General features: G+C 71.7%; 11 protein-coding genes. 1 reads left to right on the top strand and 10 read right to left on the bottom strand.

The annotated features are described in order from the left end of the window. Positions 1–135 precede the first annotated feature (135 nt). The 7 genes from ACIQ5Y_RS23095 to ACIQ5Y_RS23125 all read right to left on the bottom strand — a co-directional run bounded on the left by ACIQ5Y_RS23095 (position 136) and on the right by ACIQ5Y_RS23125 (position 11,167). Positions 136–1,743, bottom strand: coding sequence for an alpha/beta hydrolase (locus ACIQ5Y_RS23095; protein ID WP_403883464.1), 1,608 nt, complete (start codon positions 1,741–1,743; stop codon positions 136–138). Between the two features lie 122 nt (positions 1,744–1,865). Beyond that, positions 1,866–3,242, bottom strand: coding sequence for a protoporphyrinogen oxidase (hemG, locus tag ACIQ5Y_RS23100; protein ID WP_403883467.1), 1,377 nt, complete (start codon positions 3,240–3,242; stop codon positions 1,866–1,868). A gap of 31 nt (positions 3,243–3,273) precedes the next feature. Continuing rightward, positions 3,274–4,536, bottom strand: coding sequence for a TIGR04053 family radical SAM/SPASM domain-containing protein (locus ACIQ5Y_RS23105; protein ID WP_403883470.1), 1,263 nt, complete (start codon positions 4,534–4,536; stop codon positions 3,274–3,276). After that, positions 4,533–5,258, bottom strand: coding sequence for a respiratory nitrate reductase subunit gamma (narI, locus tag ACIQ5Y_RS23110; RefSeq protein ID WP_403883473.1), 726 nt, complete (start codon positions 5,256–5,258; stop codon positions 4,533–4,535). The genes ACIQ5Y_RS23105 and narI overlap by 4 nt, the downstream gene beginning before the upstream one ends. After that, on the bottom strand, positions 5,258–5,962 hold the full coding sequence (narJ, locus tag ACIQ5Y_RS23115) for a nitrate reductase molybdenum cofactor assembly chaperone (protein ID WP_403883476.1): 705 nt from the start codon (positions 5,960–5,962) through the stop codon (positions 5,258–5,260). The genes narI and narJ overlap by 1 nt, the downstream gene beginning before the upstream one ends. Further along, positions 5,959–7,503, bottom strand: a complete 1,545-nt coding sequence (gene narH, locus ACIQ5Y_RS23120) for a nitrate reductase subunit beta (RefSeq protein ID WP_403883479.1) — start codon at positions 7,501–7,503, stop codon at positions 5,959–5,961. Before narH ends, narJ begins: the two co-directional genes overlap by 4 nt. A 4-nt stretch (positions 7,504–7,507) precedes the next feature. Beyond that, on the bottom strand, positions 7,508–11,167 hold the full coding sequence (locus tag ACIQ5Y_RS23125) for a nitrate reductase subunit alpha (RefSeq protein WP_403883482.1): 3,660 nt from the start codon (positions 11,165–11,167) through the stop codon (positions 7,508–7,510). A gap of 190 nt (positions 11,168–11,357) precedes the next feature. On the opposite strand from ACIQ5Y_RS23125, the gene ACIQ5Y_RS23130 reads away from it, so the two are divergent. Continuing rightward, entirely contained in the window at positions 11,358–12,098 is a 741-nt protein-coding gene (locus ACIQ5Y_RS23130; protein WP_403883485.1) for a YwiC-like family protein, read from the top strand. Here ACIQ5Y_RS23130 and ACIQ5Y_RS23135 read toward each other — a convergent pair. From ACIQ5Y_RS23135 to ACIQ5Y_RS23145, 3 genes are read right to left on the bottom strand one after another with little or no spacing between them, the layout of a single operon-like run. Further along, complete coding sequence (locus ACIQ5Y_RS23135) at positions 12,076–12,855, bottom strand: class I SAM-dependent methyltransferase (protein WP_403883488.1); 780 nt, start codon at positions 12,853–12,855, stop codon at positions 12,076–12,078. The genes ACIQ5Y_RS23130 and ACIQ5Y_RS23135 overlap by 23 nt on opposite strands. A gap of 55 nt (positions 12,856–12,910) precedes the next feature. Beyond that, positions 12,911–14,086, bottom strand: a complete 1,176-nt coding sequence (solA, locus tag ACIQ5Y_RS23140) for an N-methyl-L-tryptophan oxidase (RefSeq protein ID WP_403883491.1) — start codon at positions 14,084–14,086, stop codon at positions 12,911–12,913. A 9-nt stretch (positions 14,087–14,095) separates the two neighbouring features. Continuing rightward, positions 14,096–14,671 carry a hypothetical protein gene (locus tag ACIQ5Y_RS23145; protein WP_403883494.1) on the bottom strand — a complete coding sequence of 192 codons (576 nt, stop codon included), beginning with the start codon at positions 14,669–14,671 and terminating at the stop codon, positions 14,096–14,098. Positions 14,672–14,694 lie beyond the last annotated feature (23 nt).

The raw sequence follows: 14,694 nt of genomic DNA on the forward strand, positions 1-14,694 counted from the left end.
TGTGTGGTTTGTTCTTTCTTTGTCTTTGGGGGGGGCCCCCCCCGCCCCCCCCCCCCCCCCCCCGCCGCCCCCCCCCCGGGGGGGGGGGGGGCCCCCCCGGGGGGCCCCCCCCGGCCCCTCTTCGTGTTCCGGCCGTCAGGCGCCTTCGGGAGGTTCGGGCGCCACCGGCGTCCCCGTGGCTTCCTTCGTCGCGGTGCAGACGGTGCCGGCGTTCGGGGTCTTGCCGTCCAGCAGGTACGAGTTCACCGCTCCCTGCACGCACGCGTCGCCGCTGTTGTAGGCGCCGTGGCCCTCGCCCTTGTACGTGAGCTCCACCCCGACGCCCTTGCCGAGCCGCTCCACCATGTTCCGGGCGCCCTCGTAGGGGGTTGCCGGGTCGCCGGTGTTGCCGACCACCAGGATCGGGGCGGAGCCGGGGGCGGAGACGTCCGGGGTCTCCCAGGCGCCCGCGACCGGCCAGCCGGTGCAGCTCATCATGGCCCAGCCGAGGAAGTCCCCGAAGACGGGCGAGGCGGCACGGAAGGCCGGCAGCTTGGCCTTGGTCTGCTCCAGCGTGTAACGGTCCTTGGCGTCCGCGCAGTTGATCGCGGTGTTCGCCGCGCCGATGTTGCTGTACTGGCCGTGCTCGTCCCTGCCGTTGAGAGCGTCGGAGAGCGCCATCAGCAGCTGGCCCTGGCCGCCCTCGGCCTCGTCGAGGCCCTGCTCCAGCAGTGGCCACAGCTCCTTGGAGTACAGGGCCTGCGCGATGCCGTTGGTCGCGATGGACTCGGTGAGCTTCCGGTCCCCGATGCCGGCGATCGGCTTGGCGGCCAGCTCCTTCTGCAGCTTGATGACGTTCGCCTCGATCTCCTTGGCGGTGCTGCCCTGGATCTTGCACTCGTCGCCGCGGTCCACGCAGTCCTGGGCGAAGTTGCCGAGGGCGAGCTGGAATCCCTTGGCCTGGCCGAGCGCCCCCTCCTCGGAGTTCTTGGTCGGGTCCACGACGGCGTCGAAGACGGCCCGACCGACGTTCTTCGGGAAGAGGTGCGCGTACACCCCGCCGAGCTCGGTGCCGTAGGAGATGCCGAAGTAGTTCAGCTTCTCGTCGCCGAGGGCCTGGCGGATGCGGTCCATGTCGCGGGCGGCGTTCTCCGTGCCGACGTAGGGCAGCACCTTGGCGGAGTTCCGCTCGCAGGCCTGCTGGTACTGCTTGATGCCGTCGGTGAAGGCCTTCTCCTGCTCGGGGGTGGCGGGGGAGGAGTCCTGCGCGTAGTACGCGTCCAGCTGCTTGTCGCCCAGGCAGCGGACGGGCACGCTCCGCCCCACCCCGCGCGGGTCGAAGCTGACCAGGTCGTACCGCTCGCGCAGGGCGTCGTACTCCTTGGCGGCGCCGGGCAGGGTGCTGATCCCGGACCCGCCGGGGCCGCCGAAGTTGAAGACGAGCGACCCGAGCCGCTTGTCCTTGTCCCGGGCCTTGGCGCGGATGAGCGCGATCGGGATCGTCTCGCCCTCGGGCTTGGCGTAGTCGAGCGGAACGTCGAGGGTGGCGCACTGCCACCCCTTGGGGGGTGCCTGCCCGCCGCCCTCCAGGGGGGTGGGGGCGGGGCAGTCCTCCCACTTCAGCGGCTTGGCGGCCTTGGTCCCGTCGGCGTTCACCTTCCCGCCCCCGTTCCCGTCGCCGTCGTCGGAGCACGCGCTGGTGGTGAGCAGCGCGGCCGCGAGGGCGGCGGTGGTGGCGGTGACCCGGAGGGCGTTTGTCGACATACCCCCATCCTGTGCGTCCCCGCCTCCGGCCGCCCCCGCGCTGACCCATCCGTGTCCCCTCCGGTGCCCGCCCCAGCCCCTCCGGGGTTGAGGAGCGGGGTCAGGGGTCAGGGGCCGGGCGGTCAGGCGGTCAGGGCGTGGGTGGCGGCCGCTCGGCCGGTGGCCACGCACGCCGCCACGCCCACGCCCTCGTACGCCGCCCCGCACAGCGCCAGGCCCGGGAGCTTCGAGGCCGCCTCGCGGATGCGGGCCACACGGGCGTGGTGTCCGACGGTGTACTGGGGGAGGCCGCGGTCCCAGCGGGTCACGCGGGCCGCGAGGGGTTCGCCCATCGGGCCGACCGCGTGGTGGAGTTCGGCGATCGCGGAGCGGATCAGGTGGCGGTCCGGGCGGGCGAGGAGGTCGTCCTCGCCGATGCGGCCGATGGAGGCGCGGACGACGAAGGTGTCCGGGGCGGCAGCGTGCAGCCACGGCCACTTGTTGGAGAGGAAGGACGCCGCCTTCAGGGCGTGCCCGTCCACCGGCGGTACCAGGAAGCCGTTGCCCTCCGGGAGGAAGTGGGCCCGGGTGCGGGAGAACGCCATGGTGATGACCGCCGTCGAGGCGTGCGGGATCGCGGAGAGCTCCGCCTCCGCGAGGGGGGAGTGCGGGCGCAGGAGCTCCGCCGCCGCGAAGGCGGGAAGGGCGAGGACCACCGCGTCCGCTTCCATCGTCAGCGCTCCGTCGTCCGTCATGGCCTCTACCCGCCACCGGTCGCCCGGCAGCTGTTGGAGTGCGCGCGCCGTGGTGCCCGTCAGGATCCGCGCCCCGCAGGCCTCGGCGACCGCCTGCGGGAACCGGCCGGTGCCGCCGGCCACGCCCTGCACGGCCACCGGGGCCGAGCGCGGGGCACCCGCCGCCCTCATGCGGCGCAGGGCCGGCAGCAGCGGACCGCCCTGCGCCGCCAGCGCCGCGATCCTCGGCATGGCGGCGCGCAGCGACAGCCGGTCGGCGCGCCCGGCGTAGACCCCGCCGAGGAGGGGTTCGACGAGCCGGTCCACGGCCTCCCGGCCGAAGCGGCCCGCAAGGTACTCGGCCACCGAGCAGTCCTCGGTGAGGGGAGCGGCGGGCAGGGTGTCCTCGGCGGCGACGCGGGCGACGCCCTCCGGCGAGAGCAGGCCGCCGGCGGCCAGGGCGGAGGGGTCGGTCGGGACGCCCATGACGTGCCCGTGAGGCAGGGGGCGCAGGGCGCCGTTGGTCCAGATCGTGGTGGGGGACTTCGCCGGGTCGCACAGGGCTTCGCCGAGCCCCACGGCGGCGGCCAGTTCCACCGCTTCCGGCCGCAGGGCCATCAGGGATTCCGCGCCCTCGTCGACGGTGATCCCTGCGATGGTGCCGGTACGGAGCTTGCCGCCGACCTTGCCGTGGCTCTCCAGTACGGTCACGTCGGCCCGGCCGCGCAACTGCCACGCGGCGGCCAGGCCGCTGATCCCGCCACCGATGACGATCACTGAGCGCATTGTCTTCTCCCGATATGTTCCCTTTGGGAACCTATGGCACGGCCGGAGGCCGGCGCATCGTTCTTTCGGTCGGATCGGTCGGATCGGTCGGATCGGTCGGATCGGTCAGGTCGGTCAGGTCGGTCAGGGCCCTGATGTCCTCCTGGTACGGGAAGCCGCCCGGCTCGTAGACGCAGTACGGGTCCTCCTCCAGCACGTCACGCGTGAAGCCGTACGCCCGCGAGCGCGAGCCGCCGCACACCGCCTTGAACTCGCACGCCCCGCACTTCCCGCGCAGGAGCGAGGGGTCCCGCAGCCGCACGAACAGCTCGGACTCGCGGTAGATCTCCGTCAGCGGGCGGTCCTTGACGTTGCCCGCCGACACCGGGAGGAAGCCGGACGGGTGCACCTCGCCCGTGTGCGAGATGAAGACGAAGCCCCGCCCCGAGGAGACGTCCATCGGCGGCCGCCGTACCGGTCGCCGCTCGCCGTCGAAGAGCCCCAGCTCCGCCGCGCGGGCGGTCAGGCGCTCGTGGAGGGGGCCCGGCTCGGGGCGTTCCCCGCGTGCGGCGAGCACCGTGCGCTGGAGCGCGACCCGCCGGAAGTGGTGGCCCTCCGTGGTCTTGGTGGCCATGACCGAACCGCAGTCGTAGAGGAAGTGCAGTACGTCCTCGACCTCGGCCGGGGTGAGCCGCGCCAGTTGCTCCCCGCGCCCCGTGGGGACGAGGACGAAGCCCGACCACAGCATCGCGCCCTCGCGCTTCACGAGGGCCGCGATGTCGGCCAGGTCCTCCAGGCTCTCGCGCGTGACGGTGGTGTTGACCTGCACCTTGAGGCCGAGTTCGCGCGCCGCCCGCCAGCCCTCAAGGGTCCGGTCGAACACCCCGGGCACTCCCCGGAAGGCGTCGTGCCGCTCCGCCGTCGAGCCGTCCAGGGAGAGCGACAGCGCCACCGCGCCCGCGTCGCGGACCGCGGCCAGGTTGGCCCGGGTGAGGGTCGGCGTGCCGGAGGGGGAGACGGCGACGCGCAGACCCAGCGAGGTGCCGTACGCGATCAGCTCGGTGAGGTCGGCCCGTTGGAAGGGGTCCCCGCCGGTGATCACGAAGAGTGGGCTCGGCCTGCCGAAATCGGCGATCCGGTCCATGACGCGCCGGGCGCCGGCCCCGTCCGCTTCCCCGGGATGGCGGGCGGTCTGAGCCTCGGCCCGGCAGTGCAGGCAGGCGAGCGGGCAGGCCCGGGTGGCCTCCCAGATGACGATGAACGGGCGCTCGGAGACGGAGTGCCGGGGCCGCCGCACGACGGTGGTGGGCCTCACGAAACCCGCTCCCAGCCCCGCTCGGGCGCCCGGTTGGCCAGCTGCTTCGGATCCCGCCGTCGGTAGACCACGTACGGCCGGAACAGGTACTTCAGCGGCGCCGAGAACATGTGCACCAGCCGCGAGTACGGGATCAGCGCGAACAGGGTGAACCCGAACAGGACGTGCAGCCTGAAGGCGAGCGGGGCCGCCGCCATCAGGTGGTGGTCCGGGGAGAGGGCGAACAGGCTGCGGAACCAGACCGAGACGCCCTCGCGGTAGTTGTAGCCGTCCGTCTGCCCGGTGGAGTTCAGGATCGTCGCCGTCAGGCCCAGGACCATCGCGCCGAGCAGGAAGGCGTACATCAGGTGGTCGCTCTTCAGCGTCGCCCGGCGGACCGCGGGGACCTTGAAGCGCCGGTAGACCAGGATGCCGATCCCGGCCGCGGCCGCAAGGCCCGCCACCGCACCCGTGGAGACGGCCAGCAGGTGGTAGGCGTGGTCGCTCAGGCCGACCGCGTCGGTCCAGCTCATCGGGATCAGCAGCCCCACCACATGGCCGAGGACCACGAAGAGCATGCCGAAGTGGAAGAGCGGCGAACCGATGCGCAGCAGCCGCGACTCGTGCAGCTGCGTGGAACGCGTGGTCCAGCCGAACTTGTCGTACCGGGCCCGCCAGACCGTGCCCGCGATCAGCAGCGCGACCGAGAGGTACGGGAGCACGCCCCACAGGAGGAGGTCCATCAGGCCGACCGCCTTTCCGTGAAGGCGGGCCAGGGGAGGTCGGCCGGCCTGTCGGTGTCGATGCCGCTGTCGAAGCCGATGTCGATGCCGGGGCCGAAGGGTTCCAGCGGCGATCCCGCGCCGACCAGCTCCTGCGGCGGCCCGCTCCTCGCGAGCGCCTTCGCCTCGGCCTTCGTCTCGGGGGACGGGCCGGGCAGCGTCGAGCAGACCGCTTCCAGCACCCCCGCGTACGGGGACGCGGACTCGGCGAGTGCGAGCCGCAGGAGCTCCAGACCGGCCCGGTGCTCCTGGAGCAGCTCGGTGCCCGCCTCCTCGCGCAGCGCCGCGAACTCCAGCGCCACGGGCAGGAAGTCGGGCAGCTCCTCACCGGCGAACTCCAGTCCGAAGTCCCGGTAGATCCGCTTCAGCCGGACCAGGGACAGGCCCCGGCGGCGGGTGTCCCCGTCCACCCACCAGGTCAGGTAAAGGCAGCGCCGGTTGCGGGTGTCGAAGGTGCCGGTGTACGCGGCGCACAGCTCGATCGGGGTGAGCGACTCGGCGTGGTCCAGGAAGGAGCCGAGCAGCGCGGCCGGTTCGGCGGGCGCCCCGGCGAGGGCCGCGCGGAGCCGCGGGAGTTCGTCGTGGAAGTGGTCGCCGGGGTACTGCAGGGCGCAGCACGCGACCAGGCGTACCAGGGCATCGGGGGAACGGGAGCCGGTGGTCACGAACTCCTCCTTGTCGGGCTGAGGTTGAGCATCACGCGCGGCTCGCCCGCCGCGCCCACGGGGCAGCGGTCTTCCAGAGGGTGGGATTCGGCGAGGGCGTCCGCGTCGGCGCGGGCCGACGTCGGGATCACGAAGCGGTCCTCCTGCTTGGCGATGGCGAGGAGGCGGAACATGTCCTCCATCTCGGTGCCGGTGAGCCCGACCGCCTCGGCGATCGACTCGTCCTTCTCCTCGCCGAGGTTGATCCTCCGCATGTACGCGCGCATCGCCGCCATCCGGCGCAGCACCGCCTCCACGGCGTACGTGTCGCCAGCCGTGAGGATCGCCGCGAGGTACTCGACGGGGATGCGCAGGGCGTCGATGGCCCCGAAGAGGTTGCCCGCGTCCTCGCCGTCGCTGCCGGTGGCGGCGACCGCCTCGACGACGGGGGAGAGCGGGGGCACGTACCAGACCATCGGCATGGTCCGGTACTCCGGGTGCAGGGGAAGGGCGACCTGGTAGCCGGCGATCAGGTCGTACACGGGGGAGTTCCGGGCGGCCTCGATCCACTCCCGGGTGATGCCGGAGCGCTCCGCGGCGGCGATCACGGCCGGGTCGTGCGGGTCGAGGAAGCTGTCCAGCTGGGCGGGATAGAGGTCATGTTCGTCCTCCACGGCGGCGGCCTCGGCGACCTTGTCGGCGTCGTAGAGCATCACGCCGAGGTAGCGCATCCGGCCGACGCAGGTCTCCGAGCAGACCGTCGGCATGCCGACCTCGATGCGAGGGAAGCAGAAGGTGCACTTCTCGGCCTTGCCGGTGTGGTGGTTGAAGTACACCTTCTTGTACGGGCATCCGGTCACGCACATGCGCCAGCCGCGGCACCGGTCCTGGTCGACGAGGACGATGCCGTCCTCCTCCCGCTTGTACATGGCGCCCGAGGGGCAGGAGGAGACGCAGGCGGGGTTCAGACAGTGCTCGCAGATCCGGGGGAGGTAGAACATGAAGCTCTGCTCGAACTCGAAGCGGATCTTCTCGCCGACCTCGTCGCGGATCTTCTCCACGATCGGGTCCTTCGGTGCGTGCGTGGGGGCGCCGCCGAGGTTGTCGTCCCAGTTCGGACCCCACTCGATCGTGTCCATGGGCTCGCCGGTGACCTGCGAGACGGGCCGGGCGGTGGGCAGGTCGTCGCCCGCCGGGGCCTCGGTCAGGTTCTTGTACTCGTACGTCCAGGGCTGGTAGTAGTCGTCGATCTCGGGGAGGTCGGGGTTGGCGAAGAGGGTGCCGAGCTTCCTGAGCCGGCCGCCCGCCTTCAGGCGCAGCCTGCCGGAGCGGGTGCGCTCCCAGCCGCCCCGCCACTTCTCCTGGTCCTCCCAGCGGCGGGGGTAGCCCTGGCCCGGGAGGGTCTCGACGTTGTTGAACCAGACGTACTCGGTGCCCTGCCGGTTGGTCCACGCCTGCTTGCAGGTGACCGAGCAGGTGTGGCAGCCGATGCACTTGTCGAGGTTCATCACCATGGCCACTTGAGCCAAGACGCGTCCGACGGTCGCTTCGCTCCGGGGCATGGGATCAGTACTCCACGTTCTGGTCGCGGCGGCGGATGACCGTCACCTCGTCGCGCTGGTTGCCGGTCGGGCCCAGGTAGTTGAAGGCCCAGGTCAGCTGGGCGTAGCCGCCGATGAGGTGGGTGGGCTTGAGCATCACCCGGGTCAGCGAGTTGTGGATGCCGCCGCGGCGGCCCGTCTTCTCCGTCTTCGGGACGCCGACCGTGCGTTCCTGGGCGTGGTTCATGTAGACCGTGCCCGGCGGCATCTTGTGGGAGACGATCGCGCGGGCGGTGATCACGCCGTTGCGGTTGACCGCCTCGATCCAGTCGTTGTCGGCGACCCCGATCGCCTCCGCGTCCTGCGGGGACATCCACACCGTCTGACCGCCCCGGCCGAGGGTCATCATGTAGAGGTTGTCCTGGTACTGGCTGTGGATCGCCCACTTGTTGTGCGGGGTCAGGTAGCGCACGGCCACCGACTTCGTCTTCCGGTCGACGCGGCCCAGCTCGGGCTCCCCGTACAGGGTGTGCATGTTGAGCGGCGGTTTGTAGACGGGCAGCGATTCCCCGACCTCGTGCAGCCAGTCGTGGTCGATGAAGAAGTGCTGGCGGCCGGTGAGGGTGTGCCAGGGCTTGAGGTGCTCGGTGTTGACGGTGAAGGCGGTGTAGCGGCGCCCGCCGGACTCCGAGCCCGACCACTCCGGTGAGGTGATCACCGGGACCGGGCGGGCCTGGGTGTCGGCGAAGGTGATCCGCTTGCCCTCGGCCTCGGCGGCCAGGTGGGCCATGTGCGTGCCGACCTTCTTCTCCAGGGTCTCGAAGCCCTGGGTGGCGAGGCGGCCGTTGGAGGTGCCGGAGAGGGCCAGGATCGCCTCGCAGGCCCGCCGTGCCGTGTCCAGACGGGGGCGGCCGTCGGCTGTCCCACCCCTGACCAGGCCGTTCTTCTCGCCGAGGTACGCGACCTCCTCCGCCACGTCGAAGGTGACGGCCTTCGTGGTCACGCCGAGCCCGTCCACGAGCGGGCCGAGCGCGGCGAACTTCTCGCCGACCGCCCCGTAGTCCCGGGTCACCACCGCGAGGTCGTACATCGTCCGGCCGGGTACGGGCTCGCACTCGCCCTTCGACCAGTCGAGCGCGACGCCGCCCGGCTGGGCCATCTCGCCGCCCGGGGTGTCGTGCTGGAGGGCGGTCGCCACCAGGTCCCTGCGGACGCCGAGGTGGGTCCCGGCGAGCTCGCCGAAGCGTTCGGCGAGGCCGAGGAAGGCGTCGTAGTCGGAGCGGGCCTGCCAGGGCGGGTCCACGGCCGGGGTGAAGGCGTGCAGGAAGGGGTGCATGTCCGTGGAGGACAGGTCGTGCTTCTCGTACCAGGTCGCGGCCGGCAGGACCACGTCCGACAGCAGCGTCGTGGACGTCATCCGGAAGTCCATGCTCATCAGCAGGTCGAGCTTCCCCTCCACGTCCTCCTCCCGGTAGGCGACGTCCTTCGGCGTGCAGCGCGGCCCGTCCTCGGGGAGGTTGGAGTGGGTGCCGAGGAGGTGCTTGAGGAAGTACTCGTTGCCCTTGGAGCTGGAGCCGAGGAGGTTCGCCCGCCATACGTTGAGCACGCGCGGCCAGTTGCGCGGCGCGTCCGGATCCTCGCCGGCGAAGCCGAGCGTGCCGTCCTTCAACCGCCGAACCGTTTCGCCGACCGGGTCCTCGCCCTCGCCCAGCTCCAACGGGTTGCGGTCGAAGGTCGGGTACGACGGCATCCAGCCCATCCGGGCGCTCGCCGCCAGGCAGTCGGAGCCCGTCATGCCCTCGAAGGCGCCCGTGGCCAGAGGCGAGGCCAGGGCCTCGGCGGGCAGGGTGTCGTAACGCCACTGGTCGGTGTGCAGGTAGAACCAGGCCGCGCCGATCATCTGGCGCGGCGGGCGCGACCAGTCGGAGGCGGCGGCGAGGGTGGCCCAGCCGGTGACCGGGCGGCACTTCTCCTGGCCGACGTAGTGGCCCCAGCCGCCACCGTTGCGGCCCTGGCAGCCGGTGAGGGTGAGCAGGGCGAGGAAGGCGCGGTAGATGGTCTCGGAGTGGAACCAGTGGTTCGTGCCCGCGCCCATCAGGATCATGCAGCGGCCCTGCGACCGCTCGGCGGTCCGCGCGAACTCCCGTGCCACGCGCGCCGCCTGCGCGGCCGGGACCGAGGTCAGCGACTCCTGCCAGCCGGGGGTGCCGGGCTGCGAGGCGTCCTCGTAGCCGGCGGGCCACTCACCGGGCAGGCCCGCGCGCTCGACGCCGTACTGGGCGAGCATCAGGTCGAAGACGGTGGTGACGAGCCGCCCTCCGAGACGGCGCACGGGGACCCCGCGGCGGACCGTACCGCCGCGCTCGTCGTCCTCGAAGCGCGGCAGCGTGATCTCCGCGGCGCCGTTCTCCCCGAGGAGCGTCAGCCGGGGCACGGTATCGCCGAGGTCGAGATTCCACTCGGGGGTCTCGTTCCCGCCCCAGCGGTGCCCGAGCGTGCCGTTCGGGACGACCGGCTCACCGGTCACGTCGTCGACGAGGACGGTCTTCCACTCCGCGTTCTCCGTTTCCCGCCCGAGGTCGGCGGCGGTGACGAACTTGCCCGGCACCAGACCCTGTTCCGTCTCCTTCAGCGACACGAGGAAAGGAAGGTCGGTGTACTTCCCCACGTAATCGGCGAAGAAGGGCGTCTCCTTCTCGACGAAGAATTCCTTCAGGATGACGTGCCCCATCGCCAGGGCCAGCGCACCGTCCGTGCCGGGGTGCGGATGCATCCATTCGTCGGCGAACTTCGTGTTGTCCGCGAAGTCCGGGGAGACGGTGACGACCTTCTGGCCGCGATAGCGCGCCTCCGCCATCCAGTGCGCGTCCGGGGTGCGGGTCACCGGCACGTTGGAGCCCCACATCATCAGGTACGCCGCGTCCCACCAGTCGCCCGACTCCGGAACGTCCGTCTGGTCGCCGAACACCTGCGGCGAGGCCACGGGCAGGTCGGCGTACCAGTCGTAGAAGCTCAACATCGGGGCGCCGATGAGGGAGTGGAAGCGGGCACCGGCCGCGTGCGAGGCCATCGACATCGCGGGGATCGGGGAGAAACCGGCGACGCGGTCCGGGCCGTGTTCCTTGATGGTGTGCACGTGCGCGGCGGCGACGATCTCGGTCGCCTCCTCCCAGCTCGCCCGTACCAGCCCGCCCTTGCCGCGGGCCCGCTGGTAGGCGCGACGGCGCTCGGGGTCGCCCTGGACGTCGGCCCACGCCAACACGGGATCGCCCAGCCGCGCCTTCGCCTCCCGGTACATCTCCAGCAGGACGCCCCGGACGTACGGGTAGCGCACCCGGGTGGGCGAGTAGGAGTACCAGGAGAACGAAGCGCCGCGGGGGCAGCCGCGGGGCTCGTACTCGGGCCGGTCCGGGCCCACGGAGGGGTAGTCGGTGGCCTGGGTCTCCCAGGTGATGATCCCGTCCTTGACGTACACCTTCCACCGGCACGAGCCGGTGCAGTTCACGCCGTGGGTCGAGTACACGACCTTGTCGTGGCTCCACCGGTCCCGGTAGAAGGCCTCGGCCGCACGTCCGCCCGTGTGATGGACGGTACGCAGGTCTTCGGAGACCTCGGCGCGGGTGAAGAAGCTCCCCGCCCTGACGAGTGGATCCGCGGCGTCCCGATGTCCCTGACGCTTCTGCAAGGCGACCCTCCAGGCCGAGAACAATGGTGCTCCATCGACGCTACGCCCGCGGAACAGTCGAATCCGGTGACAAAGGTCCCGTGCGGGCATGACCTCTTCCCGGTATTTCACGGGCCGAGCGGATGCCAGCCTGGAAAGGTCCAACTCCGCGACAGCGGAGGCAAATAACGCGAGGAAATTCCAATAAACGGTGGCGAAGACAACGAGGCGCACATGGATCCCGGACCAGCACGGGGCCTGGGCGATGCTGGCGGTGCCGTTCCTCGCGGGCACGCTGCTCGCCCCCCGGCCGGGGTGGACGCACGCGCTGCTGTTCGGGGCCTGGCTGCTCGGGTACGTCGCGGTCTTCCACGGCCAACAGTGGCTGCGGCTGCACGCGCGCGGCCTGCGCTCGGCGGGCCGGCACGTCCTTCCGGCGCTCGTGTCCGGGGCGGCGTTCGCGGCGGTGGGCGTGCCGTTGGCGGTGCTGCACCCGTGGCTGGTGCCGGCGGCGCTGCTCGCCTCGCCCTTCGTCCTGGTCAACACCCACTACGCACGGCGCGGCCGGGAGCGGGCCCTGGTCAACGGCCTGGCGGCGGTGGTCCCGGCGTGCGGGATGCTGTTGGTGGCGGCCCGCCTGGGCGGCCTCGGCCCGGCGGGGGCCTGGCCGGCCGCGCTGGCCTGCCTGCTCTACTTCGCGGGGACCGTCCCGTACGTGAAGACGATGATCCGGGAGCGGAACTCGCGGGCGTACCGCACCGGTTCGGTGGCCTGCCACGCGGCGGCCCTGGTCGTCGCGGTCCTGCTGTCGCCCTGGCTGGCCCTGCCCTTCACGGCGTACCTGGTCCGCGCCGCCGTGCTGCCGGGCCGCGGACTGAAGGTCCCGGTGGTCGGCGCGGTCGAGGTCGCCGGCTCGGCGGCGCTGCTGGTCAGCCTCCCGCTGCTGTTCTGACGGCGGTGGCCCGCCCGGCCGGCCGGGGTTTGCGCAGCACCAGCAGCTCCGCCGGGGTGCGCACCGGCCGCGGGACGGTCTCGCGGGCGGCCTCGGCCCGGATCAGGTCGAGGCCGGCGCGTATCTCTTCCTCCGGCAGGTACTGGAAGATCGACAGGGCCCGATGGGCCATCCGGCGGGCGTACGCGCGCCGGCTCACCGCCAGGTCCATGACATGTCGTTCCACGGCGAGCAGCTCCAGACCTGCCGTCCGCAACGCGGCGACGGTGTCGCCGACCGTCGGCAGCCGGGCCTCCTCGATGGCGTGGGCGCTCGGGAAGTAGCGCGAGTGCCGCCGGGTGTAGTCCAGGCCGGAGAAGAATCCGTGCACGACGATCCGGCCGCCCGGCCGCAGCACCCGCGCGATCTCGCACGCGGCCTTCACCGGATCCTCCAGGTGGTGGACCACCTGGAAGAGCACCACCAGGTCCGTTCCGTCCGCGGGCAGCGGGATGAACTCCGCCCGCCCCTCCAGATAGGCCACCCGCGGATGGGCGCGGGTGGCGCGGGCCACGTCCAGCATCGAGGCCGAGGGCTCGACACCGAAGACGCGGGCGTCGAACCGGTCGGCGAGGAGCGGAGCGAACCGCCCGGTCCCGCAGCCCAGGTCCAGCACCGTGCGGGGCGCGGGCACCCCCGCGTGCCGCGCGAACACGTCGAGCCACAGGGTCAGGGTCCGGTCGGGCAGGCCCTGGCCGTCCTGGTACGAGGCCGCCACGTGCTCCCCGTATTCGGCGTCCGAGAAAATGGCGGCCTCCTGGCGTCGGTGTGCGTCAGCGGCGGTCGAAGCGGTGCGGGTCGAACTTCTCCACAGGCAGGGCGCTCTTCCCGGTGACGGCGAACTGCGCGGCGATCTCGCCGATCACGGTGGCGAACTTGAAGCCGTGCCCGGAGAACCCGGCAAGCAGGGTGAGACCGGGCAGGTCCGCGCGCGGGCCGACCAGGAAGTGACGGTCCGGGGTCAGCGAGTACATGCAGGACTCCATGCGCACCGGCTGCGGGTCCACGCCGACGAAGGTGCGGTCGACGGCCTCCGCGAAGCGCTGCGCGTCGGCCTGGTCCGGCGGGCGGTGGCCGTCGGCCGGGTCGATGACCTCGTCGATCCCAGGCCAGGTGTGCAGGCCCACCTTGACGGTCTCGCCGTCGAGGGTGGGGAAGCCGTACAGGTTGTGGTCCCCCGAGGCGTCGCTGTGGACGAACACGGGGAACCGGCGGGCCTCGAAGGCAGCCGGGTCCGCCACCCGGAACCAGCCCATCACCCGGCGCTCGACGTGCATCAGCCGCGCAGTGGCGGGCAGCAGCCCGGGCAGCCAACCGCCGGCCGCCACGACCACGTGGCGGGCGGTCAGCTCCCGGTCGCCGAGCCGGACCCGGGGGCGGACCGGGTCCGGCAGGATCGCGGTGACCCCGCTCTCCCGCAGCACCTCGGCCCCGCGCACCCGGGCCGCCTCCACGGCCGCGGTGACCGACGCCTCGGGGCGCAGGTAGCCGGCGTCCTCCTCGTAGAAGCCCATCAGGCCGTCGGCCGGCACGTACTGCGGGAACGCCTCGCGCAGCTCGGCCGTCTCCAGCAGCTGGTACTTCAGGTCCCAGGCCCGTGCGGAGGCCAGCGGCCCGGCGATCACCGGGGAATCGGCCGGCCCCACCATCAGCGCGCCCGTCTGCTCCAGCAAGTGCGCCCCGGAGACCTCCTCCAGCTCCCGCCAGAGCTGCCAGGCCTCCTTCACCAGCGGCACGTACGACGCGCCCTCGGCGTAGGCGCTGCGGATGATCCGGGATTCCCCGTGGCTGGCCCCGCGGTCGTGCCCCGGGGTGAACTGCTCGATGCCGATCGCGTCCACGCCCCGCTCGGCGAGCCGCCACAGGGTCTGGCTCCCCATCGCGCCGAGACCGACGACGATGACGTCCGCATCGATCGAATCACTGGAATTACCGAGGAAAGTAACCATGAAAATGCCTCATTGCGGAGATCTTCTGAGGTGCAGTGCGAATTCGTCGCCGACCACCCAGGCGCCGAGCAATCGGCGTGCTTCTTCGTCGGTCAGCGGATCGCGGCTGACGATAGCGGTGCCGGCGGCGGGATTCAAATCGTGATCGTAAGCCGCCCATACTCCGGGTATGACACTGGAGTTCGACGGAATTCGACTGAGAAAACGATAGGTGAGGGTTTCCCGGTGGGAAATGCCGGTGAAGACCATGATGATGTGATCGGCCTCTTCGGTGAGGCTTCCGCCGCTGTACTTGAGCACGGGAGGGGTCGGCCTCCCATCGGCCCCGAACGGCGCCGCCGACGTCGTCCGCTGGATGGCGTAGCGGGTCCGCACGCCGGTCCTGACGGTGATGGTGCCGTACCGCAGGATCGGCTGTCCGGCCATGAAGCTGAAGTGGTACGAATACCACTTCCCGGCCATGGGATGCCGCTTCATTCGACGTACCGGATATAAGGCCGCTTTGCCGGCCGGCGCCAGCATCACGCCGATCACCGCCCCCACCAGGGCGCTGACGAGCCAATTCGGTTCTTCGGAGCCACTCAAAAAGTGGAGCATCGCAGTCCCCC

The organism is Streptomyces sp. NPDC096339 (assembly GCF_044762985.1).
In the GTDB taxonomy this organism is placed as follows: domain Bacteria; phylum Actinomycetota; class Actinomycetes; order Streptomycetales; family Streptomycetaceae; genus Streptomyces.